Source organism: Paenibacillus sp. Marseille-Q9583 (genome assembly GCF_976954365.1).
Map to the genome: position 1 here is coordinate 63,534 of NZ_CDRJTB010000004.1, position 26,230 is coordinate 89,763.

Annotated in this window: 19 protein-coding genes and 1 riboswitch; of the genes, 12 read left to right on the forward strand and 7 right to left on the reverse strand. The window is 44.8% G+C overall.

The window, feature by feature from the left end; translation table 11 throughout:
* Positions 1-99: 99 nt before the first annotated feature.
* The 4 genes from ACWNM1_RS03520 (at position 100) to ACWNM1_RS03535 (ending at position 4,761) form a co-directional block, all read left to right on the forward strand.
* The gene (locus ACWNM1_RS03520; RefSeq protein WP_405176684.1) at positions 100-720 is read left to right on the forward strand and encodes a hypothetical protein; all 621 of its coding nucleotides are present in this window, start codon (positions 100-102) and stop codon (positions 718-720) included.
* Positions 721-731: 11 nt separating this feature from the next.
* Positions 732-1,832, forward strand: a complete 1,101-nt coding sequence (locus ACWNM1_RS03525) for a toxic anion resistance protein (RefSeq protein ID WP_042184271.1) — start codon at positions 732-734, stop codon at positions 1,830-1,832.
* Between the two features lie 358 nt (positions 1,833-2,190).
* Complete coding sequence (locus ACWNM1_RS03530; RefSeq protein ID WP_449599910.1) at positions 2,191-2,979, forward strand: formate/nitrite transporter family protein; 789 nt, start codon at positions 2,191-2,193, stop codon at positions 2,977-2,979.
* A 180-nt stretch (positions 2,980-3,159) separates the two neighbouring features.
* The gene (locus ACWNM1_RS03535) at positions 3,160-4,761 is read left to right on the forward strand and encodes an ATP-binding protein (RefSeq protein WP_449599911.1); all 1,602 of its coding nucleotides are present in this window, start codon (positions 3,160-3,162) and stop codon (positions 4,759-4,761) included.
* A gap of 100 nt (positions 4,762-4,861) precedes the next feature.
* On the opposite strand, the gene ACWNM1_RS03540 is transcribed toward ACWNM1_RS03535, so the two are convergent.
* On the reverse strand, positions 4,862-7,189 hold the full coding sequence (locus ACWNM1_RS03540) for a TPM domain-containing protein (RefSeq protein ID WP_449599912.1): 2,328 nt from the start codon (positions 7,187-7,189) through the stop codon (positions 4,862-4,864).
* 171 nt (positions 7,190-7,360) lie between these two features.
* A complete protein-coding gene (locus tag ACWNM1_RS03545) occupies positions 7,361-7,504 on the reverse strand; it encodes a hypothetical protein (RefSeq protein ID WP_167348483.1) in 144 nt (47 codons plus the stop codon).
* 291 nt (positions 7,505-7,795) lie between these two features.
* On the opposite strand from ACWNM1_RS03545, the gene ACWNM1_RS03550 reads away from it, so the two are divergent.
* Complete coding sequence (locus tag ACWNM1_RS03550; RefSeq protein ID WP_449599913.1) at positions 7,796-10,918, forward strand: EAL domain-containing protein; 3,123 nt, start codon at positions 7,796-7,798, stop codon at positions 10,916-10,918.
* Between the two features lie 171 nt (positions 10,919-11,089).
* On the opposite strand, the gene ACWNM1_RS03555 is transcribed toward ACWNM1_RS03550, so the two are convergent.
* Complete coding sequence (locus ACWNM1_RS03555; protein ID WP_449599914.1) at positions 11,090-12,184, reverse strand: GGDEF domain-containing protein; 1,095 nt, start codon at positions 12,182-12,184, stop codon at positions 11,090-11,092.
* Positions 12,185-12,428: 244 nt separating this feature from the next.
* On the opposite strand from ACWNM1_RS03555, the gene ACWNM1_RS03560 reads away from it, so the two are divergent.
* Positions 12,429-13,946, forward strand: coding sequence for a methyl-accepting chemotaxis protein (locus ACWNM1_RS03560; protein WP_449599915.1), 1,518 nt, complete (start codon positions 12,429-12,431; stop codon positions 13,944-13,946).
* Positions 13,947-13,997: 51 nt separating this feature from the next.
* Here the strand turns inward: ACWNM1_RS03560 and ACWNM1_RS03565 are convergent, their stop codons facing one another.
* Positions 13,998-14,513, reverse strand: coding sequence for a nucleotidyltransferase family protein (locus ACWNM1_RS03565; protein WP_449599969.1), 516 nt, complete (start codon positions 14,511-14,513; stop codon positions 13,998-14,000).
* 262 nt (positions 14,514-14,775) lie between these two features.
* Here ACWNM1_RS03565 and ACWNM1_RS03570 point away from each other — a divergent pair, with 262 nt between their 5' ends.
* The 5 genes from ACWNM1_RS03570 (at position 14,776) to ACWNM1_RS03590 (ending at position 20,274) form a co-directional block, all read left to right on the forward strand.
* The gene (locus ACWNM1_RS03570) at positions 14,776-16,380 is read left to right on the forward strand and encodes a sensor histidine kinase (protein ID WP_339804116.1); all 1,605 of its coding nucleotides are present in this window, start codon (positions 14,776-14,778) and stop codon (positions 16,378-16,380) included.
* On the forward strand, positions 16,377-17,105 hold the full coding sequence (locus ACWNM1_RS03575) for a LytR/AlgR family response regulator transcription factor (protein ID WP_042184277.1): 729 nt from the start codon (positions 16,377-16,379) through the stop codon (positions 17,103-17,105). Before ACWNM1_RS03570 ends, ACWNM1_RS03575 begins: the two co-directional genes overlap by 4 nt.
* A 138-nt stretch (positions 17,106-17,243) precedes the next feature.
* Positions 17,244-18,482 carry an L-lactate MFS transporter gene (locus ACWNM1_RS03580; RefSeq protein ID WP_449599970.1) on the forward strand — a complete coding sequence of 413 codons (1,239 nt, stop codon included), beginning with the start codon at positions 17,244-17,246 and terminating at the stop codon, positions 18,480-18,482.
* A gap of 254 nt (positions 18,483-18,736) precedes the next feature.
* A complete protein-coding gene (locus ACWNM1_RS03585) occupies positions 18,737-19,345 on the forward strand; it encodes an RNA polymerase sigma factor (RefSeq protein ID WP_449599916.1) in 609 nt (202 codons plus the stop codon).
* A complete protein-coding gene (locus ACWNM1_RS03590; RefSeq protein WP_449599917.1) occupies positions 19,306-20,274 on the forward strand; it encodes a hypothetical protein in 969 nt (322 codons plus the stop codon). The genes ACWNM1_RS03585 and ACWNM1_RS03590 overlap by 40 nt, the downstream gene beginning before the upstream one ends.
* Before the next feature lie 403 nt (positions 20,275-20,677).
* On the opposite strand, the gene odhB is transcribed toward ACWNM1_RS03590, so the two are convergent.
* Together odhB and ACWNM1_RS03600 are read right to left on the reverse strand one after the other, a co-directional pair.
* Positions 20,678-21,952, reverse strand: a complete 1,275-nt coding sequence (odhB, locus tag ACWNM1_RS03595; protein WP_449599918.1) for a 2-oxoglutarate dehydrogenase complex dihydrolipoyllysine-residue succinyltransferase — start codon at positions 21,950-21,952, stop codon at positions 20,678-20,680.
* Positions 21,953-22,004: 52 nt separating this feature from the next.
* The gene (locus ACWNM1_RS03600; RefSeq protein ID WP_449599919.1) at positions 22,005-24,872 is read right to left on the reverse strand and encodes a 2-oxoglutarate dehydrogenase E1 component; all 2,868 of its coding nucleotides are present in this window, start codon (positions 24,870-24,872) and stop codon (positions 22,005-22,007) included.
* 471 nt (positions 24,873-25,343) lie between these two features.
* A riboswitch (cyclic di-GMP riboswitch) is annotated at positions 25,344-25,428 on the forward strand.
* Between the two features lie 27 nt (positions 25,429-25,455).
* Between ACWNM1_RS03600 and ACWNM1_RS03605 the strand changes: the two genes are divergently transcribed.
* Positions 25,456-25,611, forward strand: a complete 156-nt coding sequence (locus tag ACWNM1_RS03605; protein ID WP_231573373.1) for an anti-repressor SinI family protein — start codon at positions 25,456-25,458, stop codon at positions 25,609-25,611.
* 207 nt (positions 25,612-25,818) lie between these two features.
* Here ACWNM1_RS03605 and ACWNM1_RS03610 read toward each other — a convergent pair whose 3' ends face one another.
* The gene (locus tag ACWNM1_RS03610; protein WP_256989782.1) at positions 25,819-26,148 is read right to left on the reverse strand and encodes a helix-turn-helix domain-containing protein; all 330 of its coding nucleotides are present in this window, start codon (positions 26,146-26,148) and stop codon (positions 25,819-25,821) included.
* Between the last annotated feature and the right edge of the window lie 82 nt (positions 26,149-26,230).

Below are 26,230 nucleotides of genomic sequence, written 5' to 3' on the forward strand. Positions count from 1 at the left end.
CAAGAGGTGAGAACAATTCAGTTTAAATCGAAAGTATTGCTTTACGCCGGTATCGGCTACGTTGTTGCTGTATTAACGAGTTCTTTTCTTCCCGAATTCATCTCTTTGCTGTTGCCTTTAGCGGGTGCGGGGATAGGTGCTCTGGTAACGAGAAGTCCAAAAACCAATCTCCCAGCGGAGGTGTTGCCAGCAGGCCCTGTGACGACACCTATTGCTAAGGCACCCGCTGCGAGTGCTCCTCAATTAAGCAACACGACAAATGATACTACATCAGGTAATCACAGCTACGACGGTAGAACTGAGAGCGCGGTGAAGATTGGACCGGAGTTCGCTCCGGTTGTGGAGTATCTTAGCATTCTGGAAGATATGATTATCTCAGAAGGGCAGAAGGATACGCTGGACAATGAAATTGTCGAGAAATCATTGGCGCTCTTCGCGAGGCTTCAACGTGTAATTCCACTGCTGCAGGAGCTGAATAACGGCGAGATTAATCATACGGTCCGCAGATTGATTCTGAAGGATTTGAATGGTGTAATCAACCCGTTCTTACGCCTAGGCGGTGAAGCAAAGACGAAGAATCGGAGAATGCTGCTGAACGGTCTAAGAGATGTCGATTCCAAAATATCGGATATTGCGTCCACGATCGAACATAAAGACCTGATGGAACTTCAGACGAAGGCGGAACTGATTCATCAGCGGTACAGCAGTTCCGAACTATAGGAGGGAATCCCATGTCCACGCAGTTGATCCAATTAAAAAAAGAAGATGAACAAAAGGTAGTCGAGGAAGCGGCACAATTAATTGAGAAGGTATCCCAAACGGATACTGTTACACTGGATTCCTTGATGGATGATATCGGTAAGCTTGGGGTTAAGACGCAGGAAAAAGCAGGACAAACCTTGAAGCTGCTGGATCGCCCGGTGAATGACCTGATGTCTGGTAAGCGCGTTGAAGTGCCTAACATGATTATGAAGCTGCGGAATGAGTGTGAGAATCTGCAGCAAAGTAAGAATGTGAGCTTCTTTGGCAAGATGCTACGCAAGAGTCCGATGAAGAACTATGTGTACAAATATCAGTCGGTCCGCACGAACATTGATGCCATTGTTACAGGGCTTCGCGATGGTAGAGATACCCTCGAAGAGAGCATTGTGAATATGCGTCAGCTGAAACGTACTTCCATGGAAGAGATCTATAACCTACAGACCAAAATTGCTTTCGGCACTAAGTTGAAAGAGTTGTTCGAGGTAGAGATCGCAAAGCCTGAGAATGAGTACCGTAAAGCTTATCTGGAGCGCGGTTTGCGTAAAGTGATGGTTCGAATTCAGTCGATGACAGAAATGATTCTGCTGTATAATCAAGCGATTGCTGCTACAGATATTATTAATGACAATAATGACAAGCTGATTGATTCCGTGAATAATGCTATTGATAAGACCTCTAATCTGATCACGGTGTCGGCAATGATTGCGATGTCTTTAGCGGATCAGGAGAACGTCATCAATGCTGTAGAAGCGACGAATAAGACGATTGAAGATCAATTTAAAGAAAATGCACGTCTGCTGCGTACCACTACAGAGAAAACCACCGAGTTGCTGTCTAAGCCTTCTATGTCTATGGAAGCTGTGAATCAAGCGATCGGTGATCTGCTTAGCGCATTAGACACTTCAGAACAGTCCAACCGTCGTATTATTGAGAGCTGCCAGGATTATACGTCTAAAATGACGGCAATCAATACTCAACTAGGCAATCGTTTAGGACTAAATGAGGCGGACAAGCCTCAGGCACTGAAGCAAGGAGAGGCTGAGAGTCAACTGAGCAGTTTCTTGAACTAAATTGTTTCTGAAATTTGCGAGAATACACAGTATAGGATGTAAAGCCTGTTGAATTTTTCAGCAGGCTTTTTTTAACGCCAATACTCAATCATAAAGCTCTATCTTCACACATAAGTTGTCACAAGACTATGTGGAGGAAGTGAGGATAGGCATATGATCTTAGGGTGCTTGATACTCGTGCTTATCATCGTAGCCAGTAGTGAAAGAGCAGAAGCGATTGCAAAAATGAATGAGGACACTTAGGGTTTTTACCATGATTTGGTTCAAGTAATTTCCAGCTGGTTATTGGGTATAATAACGCAAGATTGCACGATTAGCCCATAACTAGCTGGAAAACCCAAATTCCTAAGGAGGTCACATGGAGAACGAGGCGCTGCTACAGGTTGAAAAATTAGCACTTAAGAAACAAAAGATCTATCGGCAAAGTATATTGCGCTATATTGCCAGAGCCATGCTGGCCAGTATGTTTATCGGGTTCGGCGTAATTGTAGCATTCAAGACAGGCAACTACTTCTATATGGAGCATTCACCATTTGCGTATCCGATGGCTGCGATTACTTTTGGAGCAGCGATCATCCTAATCTCATACGGGGGAGGAGACTTATTTACCGGAGATACTTTCTACTACACGTACACGGCTTTGAGACGCAAAATGAAATGGTCCGAGGTTGTACGCATGTGGATCATGAGTTATATAGGTAACATTCTTGGTGCTGCTGCATTTGCACTGTTGATTTTTTTAACAGGCCTGTTTTACAGTTCTGATGTAAATGGTTTTTTACTATATGTGGTTGAGCATAAAATGGAGGCTCCGGCAGGTCAGCTTTTTTTTCGTGCTATCCTCTGTAACTGGCTCGTTTGTATGGCTTTTTTCATCCCGATGAATATAAAGGGCGATGGGGCCAAAATGTTCGCAATGGTCTTATTCGTATTCTGTTTTTTCATCTCCGGTTATGAGCATAGTATTGCCAATATGTGCACCTTTGCAATTGCATTAGTCCTTGACCATCCCGGAACGGTTTCGTGGGGCGGTGTGGTACATAATCTTGTGCCCGTTACAATCGGAAATCTAATTGGCGGTGGAGTTCTGATGGGGGTTATGTATTATTATGTGAACAAACCTTTTCTTGACGACACGAAGGATTAAGAAGAAATAATGTGCATCCGCAACTTCGCTCTTTAAAAGAGCGGAGTTTTTTTGTGCTGCAAGAAATTTATTTGTATTGGGATATTTTGATTTTTTAGGGTTCAAAAGGATTAGGGGGAAAGAAGTAGAATACATATTAGTATTACAAAATTGAAGATTCATACAGAATGGGGTAAGGCTTTGGAAAAGACAACAGGGGTACTGACGGATGAGACTATCATTAAGGCTTCCAATCAGCATTGCATGGATCAAGGAATAGACCCTGAGCAGCCTCCTATTTTTCCAAAATGTTATGCTGCAGATGAACTGGGGTCACAACTCCATGTATATAGTGAAGTGATTGAGGTTATTGATTTTTTTGTGACTAAGTTTCTTTCTTCAGTAAAAGGTAATCCGATCCTTGTTACGATATCGGATGATGCAGGTTATCTATTGGCGTTCAAAGGGGATCCGACAATTATTGATCTCGTTGGGCAGGTTGGCATCAAAGAAGGTGTGCAACTTAATAAAGAAGTGGGTACAAATTCAATTGCGTTGTGTCTCGAACACCAGCGGCCTTTTCAGTTGAAAGGACAAGACCATTATCATCAAATTCTTCATCGTTTAGTATGCTGTACGGCTCCTTTTTATAAAGAGGATGGACGAGAAATTTTGGGGACGATATCATTTATGGCGGATATAGATGTGGCGCATCCCCACTTATTGCCTTTGCTCTGTACCATGGCTGACTCCATCGAACGCGAGATTTTGCTGCGTAGAGGGAATGCTGAGCTTCAGCTTTTAAATCGAATCCTATTGGATACCAATTATTTGGGTGTTATTATAACGGATGAACTCGGAACGATCGTCAATATAAATGAGAACTGCTTAAACATGCTTCATTTGGATGGTGAACATCAAGAATCTGTTATCGGTGCCAGTGTCTTCGAAATTCGAAATGTGGGCTCTTATTTTCAGCATGTCATTCTTCAGCAAGAGGCATGTGCTGGGCTGGAAGTGATTCAGGAGAGCAACGGTTTGTTTGAACATTATATGCTGGATGTGCTTCCGGTTTATGATTCGAATGCATGTTTAGCTCGTGTGATTGGGAGTCTTCGTAATATCACAGAGATGAAAAAAACGGAAGAAGTGCTGCGCAATACAGAGAAGCTAGTGGTTGCTGGACAACTAGCCATGAGTATCGCACATGAGATTCGCAATCCGCTAACTACAGTCAAAGGAATGCTTCAACTGGCCAATAAAGATTCGCAACTGTTACATTATGATCTTATTATGTCAGAAGTAGAAAGAATGAACCTCATTGTGAGTGAGTTCCTCATACTAGGTAAACCGCAGGCCGCGCATTATAGGGTAGAACAATGTAGCACGATTCTGCAGGAAGTGCTCAGCATCTTTGCGATTCAAGTGGAGATGAATAATATATCATTGAGCACGCAATTCCATTTTGATGCGAATATCTTGTGTGATCGCAATCATATCAAGCAGGTCTTCCTAAACATCCTAAGAAACTCAATGGAAGCCTTGCCCTTTGGCGGAAGCATTACAGTTGCCCTAGATGTGGAGAATGGATTCCAGAAGATTACCTTCACAGACAACGGAGAGGGTATGAACCAGGAAGTACTGGAGAAATTAGGCCAGCCTTTTCACACGACCAGAGGTGACGGTAATGGACTGGGAATTATGATTGTTAAAAAAATAGTGTCTGCACATAGAGGACGCGTGGCCATAGCAAGTGATGAGGGCGTAGGTACAGTCGTTACGATTTATCTGCCAATAAAATAAAGGGCTTGTCTTGGCTATTTCTTCGTCATGCAAGCAGTAATTCATAATAAAAGACTCTTCCGCCCAAGCAGGCTGGAAGAGTCTTTTGTTTGGAGATTGTCTACCACTTGGATCCGCCTGATGAATTTCGGCCGGACTTCCCTCCGCCGCCCCAAGAAGATCCGCCGGAGGATCTGCCGCTGCTGCCGCCTCCACCCCAGGAGGAGCCGCCGGAGGAGCGTCCTCCACCGAATCCACCTGATGAAGGTGGGCCAGAGGACATTCGTTTACGAGCCTGCGCGCGACGTTGCTGTTCTCTCATCATAGCTAATTGAGCTAGTCGTTCTTCTTCTTCCTTCTGACGAACGAGTCGGTTCGCTTCATTCACAAAGGAAGTGATCTGTGAATCATAAGAACGGCCCAGGGACTCCAGTTCCTCAAGATTATAAGGCCGGGATGCCAGGCGATGATCCAGTGCACTGTATTCCGGCAGTAAGGATAGCTCGAAGTGAATTCTAGAAGATAACCCTCTGCTATGCAGCATTCGTTGGGTCGTTTCCACCCGGCTTTGCCCTTCGGAAAAGAGGCGAGTGACCTTATCCAGTCTTTCATGAAGTGCATTTAGACTTTCTGAGACACCATCGAACTGCCTTGCAGCTTCATCTAGGAGGGACAGCAACTGTTCTAGCGCATTGTGGGCCTTATCATATTCGCCGCGCTCATCACTGGTCCAATTCTCAATCTGCGCCACTTCACTAGCACCTTCCCGAAGGCGTGTGCTCCACTCTGTAAGGATGCTCTCCACAGTTGACACATGCTGTTCTTCAAAATACATACGTGCTTCAGTAATTCGGCTTTGCAGTCCGTCTCGCCGCTGTTTTAATTGGCTCCATTCGGTGCGGAATGTCTCTAAATCTCTGCGGTTGTTCTGCCGAAGGAGTGCTTGTTGTTCTGTCATAGCAACAGCCTCATCCAGGAGAAGGTCAAGAGTGGCGCCAATCTTGCGCACCTCATCCATATCTCCAACACGCAGCGGCGCTTCAAGCGTCAGCGATTCTGTGCGGGCCTGCTCCAGACGGTCAAATGGTTTTACCTTCATGTTGTGGAGTGAGTTCTGCTCGATGATGTTTGTGATTTTCGCACGGGCTGCAGCTAATACCGTAGGGAACTGGTTTAGCTTATCATCGTAGAGATCGACATCCTTCAGGTCTTGTTCAATCTTTTCTTGGCGATCTTGTGCATCCTCGGTAATTTCTTGTGCGGCGATAGGGTCAAAAAGCTCCAATTGATCTGCCTTAGAGGTCTCCTCGGCAAGCTCCTTGAGCTCTTCAACAATTTCTTGAAGTGCATAGCCAGTTTCTTTAATCGCACCTTGTAGCTGCTCTTCAAGCTCTGGTGCATCCTCTTTCAGCTCTGTAATTCGCTGTTTAACATTGCGATCAGCTTCACTGATGACAGCAATGTTCATCTCTTCCTCTTCAAGCGCTGCGCGGAAGGAGTCCTCTGTCAGCTGTAATTGTTCCACGGCTGCCTTAAGGGCAGTCAAATGATAAAAGGGTGGCTGTACACCTTGCCCATCACTTTGCAGTGAAGAGATTTCAACGAGCTTTGCAGAGAGTCGTTTTGAAATGCCTTCTACCAGTACCTCGGTTTTTCCCTGAACGATCCCTTGAAATGGCTTTAATGACTCCAATGCTCGATTCGCCCGTACTAGCAAATCGGATAACTGCTCTTGTTGTGCGTTTAGCTGTTTGCGTCGACGTAGACCTGTGATCACAATAAATAGCACAAGTAGTATTAGTACGATTCCGATTAGAATGGCGGCAATCGTAAACATGGAGCTACTGGAGCGGCTTCCTGTACTGACCGAGTTCCCTGGTTTACCGGAGGTTCCGTTTCCTAAACCGCTATTCGTACTGCCAACTGCGCTACCGCTTCCTGCACTTCCTCCAGCATTTCCTGTACTCTCCCCGATGGAATGGACCGCTTTAATTAAAGCCTTTGTCCCTCCGGCGAAGTCTCCTTTTCTGGCATAAGGGATGAAATAAGTATCAAGCAGCGCTGTAATGGCAGCACTTCCTGATTTCCCTCCCTGATTTTGGGACCAGGCATTTAACGAGGTTTGAAAGCCAGGATTGTTAAAATTAAGTTCAATGGACTGATCGCCAGTGGAGATCAGCAAGAGAATATCGCGAGTGGACAGCCCCCATGAGGCGTAAGTATCCTCGGCGTATCTATCGGCCGGAGTACCGTTTAAGGAATCTACGGTGAGTACATGCATAGTAACGAGATCTCCAGTGGCAGCAGCAGAAATGGACGTCGCTTCTGCGGAACTAAACATTCCAGCTTTATCGGTTACTAATCCCTGCTCAGCAGGGATTTCGGCGGCGTATGCAACGGGTATCCATAACACGCTGATCAATAAGAATAAAGCTAAATACTTTTTCAAGCGGACACGCTCCAATCTGAAGGACTTTGTATTCAATATATTATGCTGATAATTATACTATATCATTAACCCTCACGTGACGCGGGGATACTCCTATTCTTACATGGCTGCCAATCATACAAGCAAAAAAAGCCACATTCCCTAAAGGAATGCGGCGAATATTCAGAAAGATTATCTTGTCGGCAGACAAAGAATGTATTGCAATCTGGATTTAATTTCTTTTTGCCATTTTAAATCTCCAACTTTAACGGCAAGATTGAGCAGATCCAGATAATCGTCAACCTGTAGTGTTGTTCGGGTAGAGGTAACGTTCATGGGTGATCAGTCTCCTTTTAACTTAAATATAGTAAAGTGAAATCAATAACTTATTTAATAATGATAATCATTATCAACTTGTATCATTATTGCTATTATCCACATTTTCCATCTAAAAAGCAATATAAAAATGTAGCATCCGTAATTTTATATAATTTACAAAGGGAAGGGTTCATTGATGGGATTTGCGTATATTATGTGACGAGGAAAGAAAAAGCAGGGGTATTGCCATATTTTGTCGAATAACATTTAGGATATTACTGTAAATTCAGTAAAAAGGGGGAATGAGCGATGAAGCAGTACAGACTGTTGCTTCTGATTAGCATTCTATTTATGCTCTTACCTCCTACTGCCATTCACGCCGAAAGAAAGGAGATCGAATATCAAGTAGAGCTGGAATATCCACCTTATAAATATATAAAAGATGGGTACATGACCGGTTTTGATATTGAATTGAGTAATATGATCTTTGAGAAGCAGGATTACGATGTCCACTACAGTACAGGGAAGTGGCCTGATGTATATAATCGGCTCGTTCAGGGAGATATCGAAACAGCGGGTCTAATGGCAGTAACGGAAGGACGAAAACAAGAGTTGCTATTTTCGGAACCTGTTTTCAAAAGCTATATTTCAATCTACGCAAGGCGAGGGCTTAAGGGTGAGATCGATTTAAATAAGCTTGGAGGTTATAAGATAGGTCTAGGAAACGGGCAGTATTCTGAAACAGTACTGAACGGGAAACTGGGAATTAATGATTATGTAGAATATGCAACGATTCCTGAAGCCTTGGAGGCTTTAGAAAAAGGGGAAATTGACCTTCTATTTGAGAATCAGGAGGTGGTCGATTATCTGCTCGTTGAACAGGGGAAGACGGACAGTATTATTAAGGAAATGAATGATCTTTATCCCAGGGATGTGGCTTTTGCAATCAATAAGTCTACACCGGAGTTAGTTTCTTATGTTAACGAGAGATTGGTGGAATTACAGCATTCGGGTGCTTTTGAAGAATTGTACCAGAACTATTTCTTCGTTCATTCTGATTATTATAAAGGCATGATCCACAAAAGATGGGTTTACGGAGCAATCCTTCTATTCTGTCTTCTTATGCTGGGTGGAGTCCTGCTTAAAATGAATATTAATCGTTTACGGCGTGCTGTTTATTCAGAGCATCAATTTTTTGAGGATGTTATAGAGCATAGTGGCATGGTAGTTTGGGCGGTGCAGGCAGATAAAAAGGTAGTGCGGTTTAACAAGTTCGCTGAGCGGATGACGGCTTTAAGCGAAAAAGAGGTGCTGGGAGTAAATATTGAGGAAATCGATGGTCTAAAAGGTAGTACGGCTGCAATCCGTGATCTTTTGATGCGGGCAATACGGTATGAATATGTTAACAACGTAGAAATTAAGCTCCCAGACCAGTCATCTGAAGCGCGATATTTCTCATTCCGGACAGCCTTATTAAAAGGACTTGATAAGCAAGCAGCCGATATCTTTGTACTTGTAGGTGTGGATATCGATAATCGTAAACAAAATGAGCTGAGGCTACAGCTAAGTTATAAGGAATTGGAAGCTACATACGAAGAGCTCTCAGCGACAGAGGTCGATCTACAGGAACAATTTAATAGGCTTCAAATCAGTGAACGACGTTTCCGGCTCACCACAGAAGGTTCTGGTGCATATATGTGGGAGTTTGATTTGGAGGCGAGACGATTTAATTTATCAGACCGATGGTATGACCTCATAGGTTACACGAAGGATGAAATCAACTCGTTTGAAGAGGGAGCTTTTAGTATTGTTCATCCCGATGACCTAGCTTCAACCCGTAAGCTTAAACATGATCACCTGGAGGGTGTTACACCTATCTTCGAAACGGAGTTCCGCATGATTACCAAAGACAATCAAATCGTGTGGTTTGAAGTTAGGGGTAAGGCTACCGTTAATCCAAAGGATGAAGTTCTGTTATTTATGGGCTCCTTGATTGATATCAGCGAGCGGAAGCAAGCGGAGCTTAATCTGAGCAACAGCTACCAAGAACTTGGGGCGACCTATGAGCAGCTCGCGACTACTCAACAGGAGCTTCTAGTACAATATAATATGCTTCTAGACAATCAGAAACATATGCATCGTCTGGCTTATGTGGATGCGCTCAGTAATTTACCTAACCGTTTATGTCTGCTGGAGACCATGGAGAAGTATCTAAAGCATCCGGAAGGGAAATTTGCACTACTGTTTCTAGATTCAGATAATTTCAAATACATCAACGATACCTTAGGTCATAAATCCGGGGATGTACTCATCCGGAAGGCAAGTGAGAGGTTGCAGTTACTGATGCGGGAAGGAGATATGCTCTCACGGCTGGGTGGAGATGAATTTGTTATTTTTATTAAGGATACAGAGGACCGTGAGGCTGTATTGAATCTGGCAGAGCGTATAATGAGAGCGTTCAGGCAGTCCTTTTTAATAGGAGAAAGTAATCTGTACGTCTCGCTAAGCATCGGAATTTCCTTTTACCCAGAGGATGGGGAGACGGCCGAGCAAATTTTGAGTAATGCGGATGTGGCGATGTATCGTGCTAAAGAGGATGGCAAGGGGACTTATGTAGTCTATGACAAATCGATGCATACAGCGTTTAATGAGCGAATGAATATAGAGAAACATTTGCGCAGTGCAATGAACAATAATGAATTTGAACTGAACTATCAGCCCCAGATGGATATCGAATCCGGATTCATCTCAGGCTTTGAAGCTTTAATTCGTTGGAACAGCCCATCGCTTGGTTCTGTATCTCCACTTTCGTTTATAAAAGTTGCTGAGGATTCCAGACTGATCATCGATATTGGTGAATGGGTGCTTCGCGAATCTTGCATCTTTATGAAGGGTATTCAAGATCGTACAGGTGTTCCTTATAAAATATCGGTCAACATTTCGATTATTCAGCTATTCCAGAACGATTTTATCGAGATGGTACAGGATAGTCTGGCAGTAAGTGGCCTAAATCCAAGCTGTCTTGAGCTGGAAATCACGGAGTCTATTTTTATGAAATCATTTGAGAGTATTCTGGGTAAGCTGCAGTTTCTTAAATCTAAGGGCATTAGTATCGCCTTGGATGATTTCGGAACGGGTTACTCATCACTTAGCTATTTGCAGCAATTGCCGATTTCAACGCTCAAGATGGATAAAACATTTATTGATTCACTCTCAGAAAAAGCTAACAGCCAGTCTTTTGTGCAGTCCATTATACAGTTGGGGCATAATATGGGATTAAAAGTTGTAGCAGAGGGTGTAGAAGAGGTTATTCAAATGGATTTGCTCAAGCAATTAGGCTGCGACAAGGTTCAAGGCTACCTGATTAGCAGACCTGTGCCAAAGCAGGCAGTCGAAGAGCTTTTGGAAACACAGAGGCGCTATGAGATTTAGCAGTCAGATTCAAACAGATGAACACAAACAAGCCCGTGAAAAGATCCGTGGGCTTATTTGTTCAAATATAAGAATTTATAAGTCTCAAGCTATATATTATCCTTATATTTCTCGCATAAACGCTTACCGTCCATTAGAGACGTCGAAGGCGTTTTTGCTTGTGTTCGGTCTTTAGCCGATTACGATTTTGTTCTTCCCGGTGTTCTTAGCTTCGTAAAGTGCATCGTCTGCTTTCTGAAATGTAGAGTTTTTGGAATCTGTACCTATAAAATCGTGCATACCGATACTGACGGTTACGTTTTTATCGTTCATTTCCGCAAAGGGGGTATCGGAGATGGACGTTAGAATATGCTTCATAATCTCATGAGAATGATCAAGGGTTTTAGAAGTCAGAATGACGACAAATTCTTCCCCGCCAAAGCGAGCCGCGAAATCATCAGGACCGACATGCTCGAGGAGGATCGCTGCAACCTTTTGTAATACGATATCTCCAACGGAATGCCCATAGGAATCATTTACTTTTTTGAAGTTGTCGATGTCCATAACGGCTAGCTGCATGGGAAATGGATTACTTTGCTGATGATCGATCAGCCATCCTAAGTATTCATGAAACGTCTTATGATTATAAAGGTCCGTCAGAGGATCGATCTTGGATAGCCGATCCATGATTATATTCTGAATGCGTAATTCCTGTTCTGACTTTACGGAGTTCTCCAGCGATCGCATCAAATCACGCCCACGACCGATGACTGCAAAACCTGCTAAAGCAGTAGCAGCAAAAATAAAAAGAATAATGACAGTTTGGGTGATGGGGACGTATCCGTGATTAGATGCCCTGATGAATAAAATGATCGTGTACAGTAGACAAACAGCAGAAGAGGCTATCATATAACTAGACTTCATATAAATCATGGATACAAGCAGCGGCAGCAGCATAATTAATGACATAACATACAGTTCATCATTGAGATTGATGATCATCAGAAGCGCAAATAAATGGCTCGCTACTGTAATAGCTAGCTCGGACCATAGGGGTTTCCATCTATAGATAAATTCCAGAATAATGATCAAAGTCAATATGATGGAATCAGGAATCAGCGACTGAGTAATAAACTCTCCCATGGTTAGGGTATCCGAATGTTGGCCCCATAGGCATTGAGAAACAAACATATGAATACTTAAATCCACAATCAGGATGATCCAGAATGCATTAAGCAGCACGCGATTCCAATGGGTCTGACGAGGAGTTTGAGATGTAGTATGCATAATGTGTTCCTCTTTTCCAGTGGCAATTTGCTTATATATTCGACAATAATTACGGATTCCCTCTCGACCAATTATCTCCAAATATATTCGTATATTTCGGTAATGTGGATGCAGGTCCTCCAGAGATATGAATTTGTGTGTGGAAGGACTAATCGAAAAGGAATAGTATAGAAAGTATTTCCTTTAATTAACTCTGCTGATATAATGTTAGAATACATAACATCAATCGAGTGGAGTGGGAATAATGATGCAGATTCGTCAAAGCCAGATTTTTGTAGTCGTCCTGTTGCTCCTTGTCAGTGTTTACAGTTTGTTGATAGACATGTTCTGGATTCATAAGCTGGTAATCATCCCGCTTATGGCTTCTCTAGGCTGGGTCCTGCTAAATTTATCCCGCTACGGTTATCGTAAAGAAGTGCTGCTGAAGGAAGCTAATAGTAAAGTGGAGCTGCTTGGCAATGAGATTGTAGTTACTTCGGACCGACTGCATGGTGCACTCGAAGAAATCAGTCGTCATACAGAAGAGCTGCAGCAGACAGCAGATTATTCACATGAATATGAGATGGATTTGCGGATTCGCAGTAACGAAGCTAAAGCTAATATTGAAGGTGCTTATCAGACAATGGGCGGAGTAGCATCCGTTACCGCACATATCGAAGAGTTGACGGAGAGACTGGGGTCAAATATGAAATATGCTCGTCAAGGAATGACAAGCATGGTTGATTCCTTGAGCATCGCAGATGCTGTGATGAAGGATTTACAGATGCAGAGCGGGGATATGTTAGCTAAGTTTACTATCTTGAGTAATCATATTGCGATGGTAGAAGAGATCAATACGCTTATTAACGGAATTGTGGATGAGACCTCACTGCTAGCGCTTAATGCTTCCATAGAAGCGGCCCGGGCCGGGGAACAGGGCCGCGGATTTGCGGTGGTGGCCAGCCGGATTAGGCAGCTGGCTGATCAAAGCAAGAGCTCGGTTGACCGTTCCTCTGGTATCTTGCTCGACATTAATAACGGAGTACAGCAGGTGCTGGAATCCGTGACGAAAGAGCAAGCTTCAGTGGAACGTGGGGTGAACGAGGTCGGCACTGTGAAGCTTCGACTCGATGATATCGCGTCGAGAGTCGATGAGGTAGGCAGCGCCGTAACGGAAACCATCGATGCTGCCGCGAAGCAGAGCAAGCTGATTGTTGAAGTGACGACGGAGCTGAGTGGGGCAGTGGCTATCGTGAATGAGACGATTGCCAATGTTGATCTTACGCTGGAACAGGTGACACGGCAGCGGAGCCAGATCGGGCAGCTGAACGAAGTCAGCGCTAATCTGTTAGCGGAGTCGCAATCGTTGCAGCAGTCGGTTACCAGCATAGCAGCCCGAGAAGAAATCGAGATGAGCCAATATGCTGCCCGGCTTCAAGAGATGAAGAGTCTCTTGGAGACAATTTCAGCTAAGGAAGAACTGTACGACCCGGATACTGAAGTTCATCAAGGTGTTTTGACCTCTTACATTAAAAAAATTCCGGATGTACAAGCCATTTGGTCCAATCGGACGGATGGGACCTTTATCTATTCCGAGCCAGCGGCTGGCCTCTTGAATGCCAAGCGACGGGATTGGTGGAACGGGGCCATAAATGAAGGTCAATATGTCTCGAAGCCTTATGTATCAGCGATTACGAAGCGTTCTTGTGTTACATTATCCAGAGCGATTAAGAATCGTCAGGGAGATGTCGTTGGTGTAGTAGGTATCGATTTGGCGGTGTAATAATTCCGGAAAAGCAAGCCCTGCTATATTGGGGGCTTGCTTTTTGTTATTTTAGGTAGTGCTGATCTGCAACTGTTTCCACGTCGCCTGCCAGTTCTTTTTAATAACGCGTTGTTCATAAATAGGGAGTAAGTTCGGGTTTTCAGTAAAATGTGGGGTAGGTCGTAATACTACATGAATAACATCGTAAATTCCGTGTGGAGCGACTAGGATGATTTTACCTGATGGATCTAGGGAGAGCCCAAGTGCTGTGGCGGTTTCCGGAAACTTGGATATCGCATCAACAGCTGATGTATAAGGTGGAATTTGATTGACGGTATGCATTCTTGCTTCATTTTTAACAGACCAGGGAATGTTGGGGTTTAAATCTCTTAGCTTCCCCTCCCAATCCTTCTCCACTTCCTCTTGAAGATTGCTGTTGTCATAATAAATAACATCAACATCTGGCAAAGGTGTCCGTTCTTCGAAGCCATGAAGGGTATCCCAAATTTTTGCACGCACAAAGCCAGCGCAAACCCACCAGTCAGGTAACTGCAGCGATCTAGCATTTTCTAATATATCCATCATCCAGGGATCATTTTGTACAAGCTGTATGATATCTGCCTCGTGTTCTAATTTTTGCAAACCGCCCACCTCCGTATATGTATGCTTTTATTCTGTTCATATCATACAACAAGAGTTTCAATAGAGGGAATAAAGGATAGGCTGAATGGACAGAGGCATGAACTATCTTTATAATAAGTCGACATCTAGTCCTTTGGAGGCGGAGACCGTGCAATATACGTTTACGATTTTACTGCAATTATTCGAAAGAGCTGCACTACTGCTGATGTGTCTGTTCGTGCTGACTCGTCTGCCGCGGTTTAAAGAGATTTTTCAAAAAGGAACTTACGCCCCGCAGGAGCTAGCCATAGCGACGACGATCTTCAGTTTATTCGCCATCTTTGGTACCTATAGTGGGATTAATGTGGAAGGCTCGCTTGTGAATGTGCGAATTATCGCCATCGTGTCTGGTGGGATTTTGTTCGGGCCATGGGTAGGACTCATAACAGGCATTATCTCAGGGGTTCACCGTTTTCTAATTGATATCGGAGGGGTAACCTCTCTTCCTTGTCTGATTACGAGTATTACCGCAGGGATTGTGTCAGGGGTAATATACCGCCGCACTTCTGGTGAACGCCGCTGGATGGCCGGTATTTTGGCCGGGATGGCCTGTGAAGCCCTGACGATGCTGCTCATTCTGGTGATGGCGCAGCCGTCGTCGCTGGGTGTGGATATCGTGTCCAAAATTGCTTTTCCGATGATTATGAGCCAGATTAGTGTCGGTCTGATTGTCATGCTAGTGCAGAGTGTGGAAGGTGAAAAGGAACGGATTGCGGCGAAGCAGTCCAAGCTGGCACTGGATATTGCCAATAAGACCTTGCCTTATTTTCGCAATATTAATCCCGAGTCGCTTCGTACTATCTGCCAAATTATCAAAGAAGATATCGGTGCAGACGCTGTAGCTATTTCGGATACAAGACTCATTCTCGCTTACGTTGGTGTTGGAGAAGAGGATTATACTACGACCAATGAAATTATAAGTGAAGAAACTAAAGTGACATTGTCCAGTGGTGAAATTACGATCCGTAACGACGATAGTGATTATGTGAATCCGGAGATTAAATCGCTGATCATTATTCCATTGAAGGAAAAAGGCGAAGTGACGGGAGCGCTCAAAATCTATTACACCAGAGCCCACAAGATCACTTATTCTCTACAAGCTATGGCTGTAGGTTTGTCGCAAATGATCTCTACACTAATGGAAGTTTCGCGGGTTGAGGGCATTAAAGAAATGGCGAACAAAGCAGAGCTAAAGGCGCTGCAGACAAGCATTAACCCACACTTTCTGTTCAATGCGCTGAACGCGATTGCGTCCTCGATTCGGATTAACCCGGATAAGGCGCGCGAGCTGATCGTGAATCTGTCCGGTTATATGAGATACAATCTGGAGCTGACGGATGAATTCATTGATATTAAGCGCGAGCTGCAACAGGTTCAACAATACGTAGAGATTGAAAAAGCGCGCTTCGGAAGCCGGCTTAATGTCCTCTATGATATTGATGAGGTTCAGGTTCGGATTCCGAGTCTAATTATTCAGCCGCTTGTAGAGAATGCGATCATACATGGCATACTGAAGGTACGAGGGACGGGAACCGTAACGATTTCTGTAAAAGATCAAGGCGATAATGTACGAGTTGGCATTCGGGATACCGGAGCTGGCATCAGCGAAGAAACCATAGAGAAGGTCTATGCTGGCGATATGCCGGAGAATAAGATCGGACTGTTTAATGTACATCAACGGGTCAAGCTCATCTATGGAACTGGTCTTACGATTCAGAGGCTCGATAAAGGGACGAACATTTATTTTGATGTCAAAAAGGAGGGCCTATGAGAGCAATTATCGTGGAGGATGAAGAGCTAGCGAGACAGGAACTGGCTTATTTAATAGAGACTCACAGCGGAATCGACATTGCCGCACAATTTGAAGATGGGCTGGATGCACTGAAATTTTTACAGGTTGAGACGGTAGATGTGATTTTCCTGGACATTAACATTCCCTCGATCGACGGAGTACTGCTGGCTCAGAATATTAGCAGATTCTCGGTAAAACCTTATATAGTGTTTATTACTGCGTATAAGGAGCATGCCGCCGAGGCGTTTGAGATTGAAGCGTTTGACTATATTCTTAAACCCTATAGTGAGGTTCGCATTAAGGCTATGCTGCACAAGCTGGAGGGGGCGTTCGCTGCTCGCGGAAGACAGGGGGAAGAGGAACGTAATCCAGTAAGTGATAAGGTGAATCTGTGGAAAAATGAGAAGATTATCGTAGTGAATGCTGATGATATTTATTACGCCTCCGCACAAGAGAAAAGTACGAGTGTAATAACTAAAGGTGAGGAATATAGTATGGCGCTCAGCATCAGCGATTTTTATAATCGACTGCCGGAGGATCGTTTTTTTCGCTGCCATCGTTCCTATATCGTTAACCTGTCCAAAATCAAGGAAATCATCCCTTGGTTCAACAATACATACTTGCTGCGCCTGCATGATTTGGAGTTTGAGGTGCCGGTAAGTCGAAGTAAGGTAAAGGAATTCAGGCAGATCATGCGCCTATAAATGCAGTTCATTCTTCATTTTCGTCATCTCATGCCAGATTTCTCTCAACATCCGCTGGTTTAGCTACAATAAAGAGGCAATAGAAGCTCTTGTAGCAGATCACGAGAGGGAAAGAAGGAATAGACCATGACTTCGACGATGGACAACAAAAACGCCAAACGGTGGCTTATCGTATTAGGAACAGTAATTATGCAGATGGGTCTAGGTACCATTTATACATGGAGCTTGTTCAATGCACATCTGGTAACAAAATTCGGCTGGGAGCTTAATTCTGTTTCGATTACGTTTTCGATCACGAGCTTTGCACTCGCTTTTGCGACTTTGTTCGCAGGGAAATTGCAGGATCGTTTTGGTCTTCGCCGGTTAACTGCCGCCGCAGGGATTGTGCTTGGTCTAGGATTGATTCTTAGCTCTCAGGCGAATTCGCTTCTAATGTTCTATGTACTGGCTGGTGTAATCGTTGGATTTGCAGACGGAACAGCTTATATCACTTCATTATCTAACTTAATTAAATGGTTTCCGAATAATAAAGGCTTAATCTCCGGTGTGTCCGTGGGTGCTTACGGAACGGGGAGTTTGATTTTTAAATATATCAATGGTAGTTTGATCGAATCGGTGGGTGTGTCTAATACGTTTATGTATTGGGGCATGATTGTTATGGTGATGATTGTAATCGGTTCCTTACTCGTCAGAGAAGCTCCAGTACAAACGGCATCACTGGGTGCAGCAGCAACTTCGACTATCACTAAACCAAAAGACTACACGGTAAAAGAAATGCTACGCACGAAAGAAGCTTATCTGTTGTTCATTATTTTCTTTACCGCTTGTATGTGTGGTCTGTATTTGATCGGTATTGTAAAAGACATCGGTGTGCAGCTGGCTGGACTTGATGTACAGACGGCAGCTAATGCGGTAGCAATGATCGCAATTTTTAATACAGCAGGACGTTTGATCTTGGGTGCCTTGTCTGACAAAATGAGCCGTTTGAAGCTGGTAGGCGCTTCGCTTGCAGTAACGGCAGCCGCTATGTTGACCCTAAGCTATGCGACGCTGAATTTCGGACTGTTCTTCACTTGTGTAGCTGCCATTGCATTCTGCTTCGGGGGTAACATTACAGTGTTCCCGGCGATTGTCAGTGACTTCTTTGGTCTTAAGAATCACAGTAAGAACTATGGAATCGTATATCAAGGTTTCGGTATTGGAGCCCTTTCAGGTTCGTTCATCGCCGTCTTCCTGGGCGGGTTTAAACCTACTTTCGTGATCTTTGGTCTCCTGTGTCTGCTGGCCTGTATCATCGCAATTTCGCTAAAACCGCCGGTGGAGAAAGCGAAAGAGAAGAAAGCGCTTCGGCTCAAAGCTACAGAACGGACGGCTTAAAGGTAAAAAGACAATAAATTAAACAAAGACGTACAAACTGACAACAGTTGTACGTCTTTTTTTCTATTGGCGGGGCTAACGGACTGTGTAGCAGCTATTTTTGAATTTTGGCTCATTTCAATAGGGTTGCGGACTGCATTGCTCTTATTTACCACTAAATGTGTATAATTGGAGTGAATTTGGGAGGATAGTTCGGTTTACTTAGGCACTTTTTTCGTTGCCCAAGTGTTATAGAAGATATAAAGGTTAAGGAGGTGCTTACATCGCCACAGGATTCGCTAGACCCAAAGGAGCTGGAAGAGTTAATCATTAGTATTCAAAAGGGGAATATCGAACGGTATGCTTTTATTGTTAGAGCTTTCCAAACGTCAATCTACTGCTATTGCTATCGTTTGTTAGAAAACAAGCAGGATGCGGAGGACGCGGTTCAGGATATTTTGGTAAAAGGCTATCAATCTATCCATCAATACAAGCCGAAGATGCATTTCCCGGCATGGCTCTATCGAATCGCGTATCATCATTGCTTAAACCTGCTGCGCAGACGGCGGTTGCAAAAGCGAGTCATGAGTATCTTCAAGCCTGATTTTATGTCTGTAAGTCCTGAACAAGAGCTGGATGACCGGTTGTTTAATCCCTCATTGTCTGCTGCTTTAGCGCAGTTGTCGCTGGAAGAGAGGAATATGCTTATTCTGCGGGTGTTCGAGGAAAAAACTTATGCGGAGATAAGCGAAATTCTTGGGGTAAGTCCCAATGCACTGACGAAGAGAATGAACCGGATCAAGCGGAAGGTGCAGGAAGCTATGAAATTGGAGGAGGAGATCAGATGGAACGAACCACAATCAGCGATGAATACCAAAATATAATTTATGCCTCAGCCGGGAATGAACTTCTGGGTGAGATCGATGTAGAAGAGAAGGTTATGGGACATATTCGTGGCTTATCAGATCGAAAGCGATCGTTCTCACTCTCGCTGAAGACGATGAATAAAACAACGGCAATTGCCAGTATGTTAGCCTTGTTCCTGATGATCTCAGTGACAGCTTATGCTGCATCGGAATATGTACAGATCCGCAATAGTGAAGGCGTAGTAAAGGTTCAGCATGTTGCGCCGAATGAATCTGCAGGAGTAGCCTCCTATGATAAGTATGCACAGAAAGTAGATGCTTTCGCTAAACCGGGAGAATTGATCGCCTATCTTGTGAACAATAATGCAGGTGCAGCAGGCTTGGCAACAGAATTGCAATTTAAGTATAAAGAGCAGCGGATAGGCGCATATTCTGATTTCTTGAAGGAAATCAAACGGACAGGGGCGCCGACGCTCCCTGCATTGGCAGCAGGGTATGCTTTTGAATATGGGGTTATAAACCCTAATCATCCGACTACGGATGCGGAGAAGAACAGTTCTCTATATCAGGAGACGTTACAAGATCTTACTGTCCAAGCCAATAAAGAGAAGGGGAGCGGTAAGTTAATCATGATGGCTATACCGTGGTCGGAGCCCGGCTGGATTAGCGCTACTTATTCCAAGAATAACGCTTTTATAGGTATCTCTGCATCGATCATGCATGGTGGCAAAATGTTTGTGGAGCAAGAACCTGAGAATCAAGCGGATAAGATTATAGTGGCTGGCACAGAAGTGATCTATAACAAAGTAGTGAAGGAAGAGGTCAGCTACGATTATCTGAATTGGTATAACGAGAAGCAGGATGCGTATTATACACTCAGCAGCTACGGAGATAAGATTTTGACCAAGGAGCAATTTCTGCAGGTGGCTGGGGAGCTGCTGAAGTAGATTCTTGTAGTTTTGTAGTTGCATGCGCTAAGTTAGTTGTACTATGTACAATTAAAGTTAACTAACACGTTTATATAAGCCCTGTAGTTGTATTTAATACAGCTATTGCTGGTTAGATTAGTGGAAATAAACGTTTTTATGGATTTTAGTTGTAGAGAATGCAATTAAGGAAGAGGATATGGGAGATTAGAAATAAATAAGTGTATAAAATACAGTTAGATTATATGCAAGGCAGGAAGCATTCCCGACAACGCCGGACTTTCTAACCTAGAGATTCATGATTCACCTTGTACTTATGAAATACTTCATCTCAAAAGTTAATTGAGATACAAAAGAAGGTATCCCTAATGCGAAGCATTAGGGATACCTTCTTTATATTCTTAAGTCGAAAGATCGATCAGGGTTAGCCTTCCAGCAGCAGTGCTTCTGGATCTTCCAGCAATTCCTTCACTTTGACGAGGAAGCTTACCGCTTCAGAGCCGTCAACGATCCGGTGATCATAGGAAAGGGCAATATACATCATTGGACGGTTAACGGTTCTTTCTTCATCCAGCGCGATCGGACGCAATTGAATCTTATGCATCCCTAGAATACCTACTTGAGGGGTATTCAGAATCGGAGTGGATAACAGGGAACCGAATACACCGCCGTTGGTGATAGTGAACGTACCGCCTTGAAGCTCGGAGAGACTAAGCGTATTAGCGCGTGCCTTGGAAGCGAGTTCGCCAATCTGACGTTCGATTTCCGGGAAACTGAGGCGATCTGCGTCACGGACAACCGGAACCACCAGACCTTCCTTAGCCGCAACGGCAATACCGATATCGTAGAATTTCTTAACGACCAGATCTTCACCGTCAATCTCTGCGTTCAGTAGTGGGTAGGTCTTCAGCGCACCGATCACGGCTTTGGTGAAGAAGGACATGAAGCCTAGTCCTACTTCATGCTTCTCTTTAAAAGCATCCTTGCGGCGCTTGCGGATGTCGAGGATCGCGGTCATGTCCACCTCGTTGAAGGTGGTCAGCATAGCTGCGGTCTGCTGCGCTTCTACCAAGCGGCTGGCAATCGTGAGCCGTCTGCGCGACATGCGCTTGCGCTCCACGTTCTTGCCATCCTCCGGCGCGGCTTTGCTCGCTGCCGGCTTCGCTGGCTCCGGCTTGGCTTGCGCCGCCGGAGCTACCGGTGCAGCGGCCTGTGGCGCTGCTGCACCATGACCCGACACATCGGCCTGACCAATCCGGCCGATAGGATCACGGGCGCTAACATCGCCGAGGTCGATGCCGCGCTCCCGTGCCAGCTTGCGTGCGCCCGGCGATGCCAGTGCAGCGGGGCTTTCGCCACCCGCTACAGCGACTTCGGGCGCTGCTACAGGTGCGGCTGCTGCGCTGCCGCTTGCCGGTGCCGCTTCAGGCGCTATGCTCTCAGCGGTCCGCGGTGTACTGCCGCTAGCGGCTCCAATGATGCCGATGGCTTCGCCAACGGCTACGTTCTCGCCCGCTTGACGTAGGATGGAGGAGATGACACCCTCCACCTCCGCACTAATTTCCAAATTCACTTTGTCCGTCTCTAACTCAGCAAGCACATCACCTTGACCTACCGTGTCGCCTTCTTTAACCAGCCATTTGTAGATGGTTCCTTCGGATATAGATTCTCCCAGATCGGGTACTAAGATTTCTGACACAGGCCGTTACCTCCCCAAACATAATGGTTTACGCTATTGTGATACCGTCCTCTTAAGAGGATGGTACAGCTGTTTGTACTTGTGAATTTGCTTTTAGGGCCTCTGAAACAATTCTACGCTGTTCAAAGCTATGAACATCTGCATAACCACTCGCAGGACTGGAACGTTCAGGACGTCCGATATATCTCACGCTAGTGTTTTGCGGTGCGATGGCCCGTAACCGAGGTTCGGTATAGCTCCATCCGCCCATATTCTTCGGCTCTTCTTGCACCCAGACAATTTCCTGAAGGGATGTGAAGGAGCTTAAGTGAGCACTCAGTTCATGTTCTGGGAACGGATAGAGTTGCTCTAGGCGCAGTACATGTAGCCATGACCAATCTTTGTCTGAAGCAGCTTCTAGCTCTGTTTGGATGTCGATAGCTACTTTACCGCTGCAGACTACTAGACGTTTGATCTCACCTGGTTTCTGGCCTAGCAGGGGCTCTGCTAACACAGGCTGGAATTGTCCGGAGGCGAGCTCAGTTCCGGCAGATGTGCTACGCGGATTACGAATGAGACTCTTCGGCGTCATAATCACCAGTGGTTTAGCGTCTTCCTGTCCACATAAAGCAGCTTGGCGTCGCAAGACATGGAAATATTGAGAAGCAGTGGTCAAGTTAGCAACGGTCCAGTTCTCTTCCGCGGATAACTGTAGGAAGCGTTCCAATCTACCACTGGAATGCTCAGGTCCCTGTCCCTCATAGCCATGCGGTAACATGACGACGAGATTGCTGCGCTGCGTCCATTTCGCACGTCCAGCGGCAATGAACTGATCAAATATAACCTGACCTGCATTGGCGAAGTCGCCATATTGTGCTTCCCAGATGACGAAGGTTTCTGGTGCGAACACATTATAACCATACTCAAAGCCTAGCACAGAAGCTTCAGATAGCGGACTGTTATATACGCCAAAGGAAGCGCGAGAATTACTTAGCTGATGAAGCGGAGAGAATAACTCTCCTGTCTTGCTGTCGTGCAGCACTAGATGGCGGTGTGCGAAGGTGCCGCGCTGTGCATCCTGACCGCTAAGTCGAATTGGCGTTCCATCCTTCAGGATGGTTGCAAAGGCGAGGGACTCAGCGAGTGCCCAGTCGACCTTTTCACCCTCATTCAGCGCGTCCTTGCGACGCTGCAGAATTCGCTCCAGTTTCGGATAGACTTGGAATCCATCAGGTACGCTCAGTAGCTCACGATTAATCTCTTGCAGACTGGAGATCGGTACGGCTGTAGTGCCTGCCGCTGAGCGATCTGTTTGAAGAGGAAGGAAGGCTTTTGGTTCTTTTTTCTTGTGATTGCCTTCCTTCATACTATCGTACGCACGTTGCAATACGCCTTCTGTTTCAACGTGCATCTTTTGTACATCTTCAGCTGTAAGGATTTTTTCACGCTGTAGCCGCTCCGCATACACCTTGTAAACGGTTGGATGATTGCGTACCTTACCGTACACGATAGGTTGTGTAGTTTCAGGATCATCCATTTCGTTATGTCCATGACGACGATAGCCGATGAGATCAATAACGAAATCCTTTTTGAATTGATTGCGATATGCACTAGCTAAACGAACGGCTGATATACAGGCCTCAGGATCATCAGCATTGACATGGATAATTGGAATTTCATATCCTTTGGCGATGTCACTCGCATAATGCGTTGAACGGGAGTCTTCGCTTTCTGTCGTAAAGCCGATCCGGTTATTAACAATGATATGGATCGTCCCGCCATTCTGATAACCTTGAAGTTTGCCAATATTAAGTGTTTCTGCAACAATCCCTTCACCTGGAAAAGCAGCATCGCCATGCATCAGTACCGCCATAGCTTTACTGGTATCAATCTTCGGCAATCCGGCTGTGCTCCGATCTTCTTGAGCAGCACGAGTGAAGCCTTCCACGACAGGATTGACGAATTCCAAGTGACTTGGATTATTCGCTAGTGTTATTCTTGTGCGTACGGTTTCTCCTTCGCGGACAGCACGATCTGCACCGAGATGGTATTTCACATCACCCGTCCAGCCATAGTTAATGCCTGTAGAGCCTTCGGAAGGGAAAAGCTCCTTGTTTGGAGAATGATGAAACTCTGAAAATATAATGTCATAAGGTTTACCCAAAATATGTGCAAGAACGTTGAGGCGACCACGATGCGCCATGCCCATCAGAATATGCTCTGCGCCGTCATGCGCAGCAGCGCGTACGATTTCATCCAGCATCGGTACGAGAGCGTCATTGCCTTCCAAACTGAAACGCTTCTGACCCACAAAGGTTTTGTGGAGGAAGGTTTCGAATTGCTCTACTTGGATCAGGCGGTTTAGCAGCTCTTTACGTTCTGCATTATTTAAAGGCGCTGGTGAGCTTGTGGATTCTGCCTGTCTGTTCAACCATTTCAGTTCTTGTTCTTCATGCACATGCCCGAATTCATAGGCGATTGTCTTGGTGTAAGCCTGACGCATACGCTGAACTGCATCCCATCCGGTATGCACATCATTCGGCGCATTCTCCCAAATGAGCGTGGCAGGTAGTGCGATCAGATCCTCACGAGTCAGCTCATAGGTCTCGAGTTCAAGATATTTAGCCATGGGATTGTGATCGCGCTCAAGCGGATCAATATCAGCGGCCATATGGCCATATATACGAATATTAGCGATTAGCTTGGAAGCTCTTACTGCCTTTCTAAGCCATTCGGTGTCTCCCGAAATGCGAGGCTGTGGAGCCGGTTCGCTATCCGGTGTTAGGGGTGGGGGACCCGAATTTGTAAAAAGCTCGCGATAATTATTCTCTACGGTGGAAGGATCTTTCACAAACTGTTCATATCTTTCTTGAATGTAGCCTAAATTGGGTCCGTAATACTTACTCCAAATGGATTCGTTATAGGGCTCTTTGGCTGCCATGAATACATCCTCCTTAACGGATGAACTCCATACGTGACATTTTGTGTCAACGCTTACTGGAGCTGTGATGATTGCGGTTTCATTTCTCATCTTATTGTGCTACTTTCCACACGTGTAATCAATTCATTCTTTCGTCCAATACGTTCGCAAAATGGTATGGGTTAGCTTGTTCTAATGAAAAGAACGCTGTTTCTTCTCATTACCCATTCCTAAGGCCCACTAAAATGATTCTAATATCCTTATTTTTAACTAATAGGGAAGGAAGTATTATTATATTGGCTTAATTAATTTTATGAATGGGACGAGTATCGTGTTAATAGGACAAGATATCGCACAAAAGCGCTTCTATTTTTTGTTTTTTAATGGAAAAACTAATCAGAAATCGACACACTTTTCCACTTTAGTATAGTATAATGTTATTGCAGTTAGCGATTTTCATATATTTCAAAGTAGATCCTTTCGCGTAAAGGGTCCAGTAAAAGGTAAACCTGCCGAAAGGCAGGGGCACAAAGTCGCGGGTCTAAGGTAGAAATACTATGACAGCCGGATTGCCTGGGGACGTAAAATCTTAGGAGGAGATTTTTTGGACAAGTCCAACCAGGGAAGCAACAGAGAACAGCAGGTCATTGATCTAGACGTTGAGTGGGTACATTTATTATTAGCAGCTAAGAAGGCTGGCATAAAGGCAGATGAAATTCGTCGATTCTTTCATGAGAAGACAGTGCAAGCCGTGCAGTAATACATTTAGTGCGTTATATTTTGAAAAGGGGCCCAGCGATAACTCGCTGGGCCCCTTTTCGGTATAAAGCAAAATGTAAGTTTCACAACGAATATGATCATTGATTCTGCTAGAATTCAAACGCCTCCGCAGTCCATGTTAGGAGGGTGAAGGCGCTTATGTTTAATAGTATGAGTAGAAGAGGATCTTATCAGGTCAGGTGGAATATTAATCCTTCTGATCAAGGCGCCATTTCTGGTAGTCCAGAAACTCCTTGAATTCGCGTTTGCTTATGCCTGAGGCCATAGCTTCCTGCACCAATCGGAACCATTCCGAATCTAAAGGTGACTCCTCAGCATCATTAGGTTCTCCATAGAGCAAAGCGTGGATGGATACCTGAAGCGCATCGGCGATCTTTTCGATAAACTGGATTGAAGGATTGGATTGGATGTTTCTCTCCACATTGCTAAGATACGACTTAGCAACATCCGCTCTGTCCGCAAGCTCAGATAGGGAGAATCCCTTTTCTAGGCGGAGATGCTGGATACGTTGGCCCATATTTTGTGGCACTATGCTGACGCCCCTCCGTAATTTTTGTTATTAGTATAGCAAATATCAATAAATTCGACAAAGTTTATTG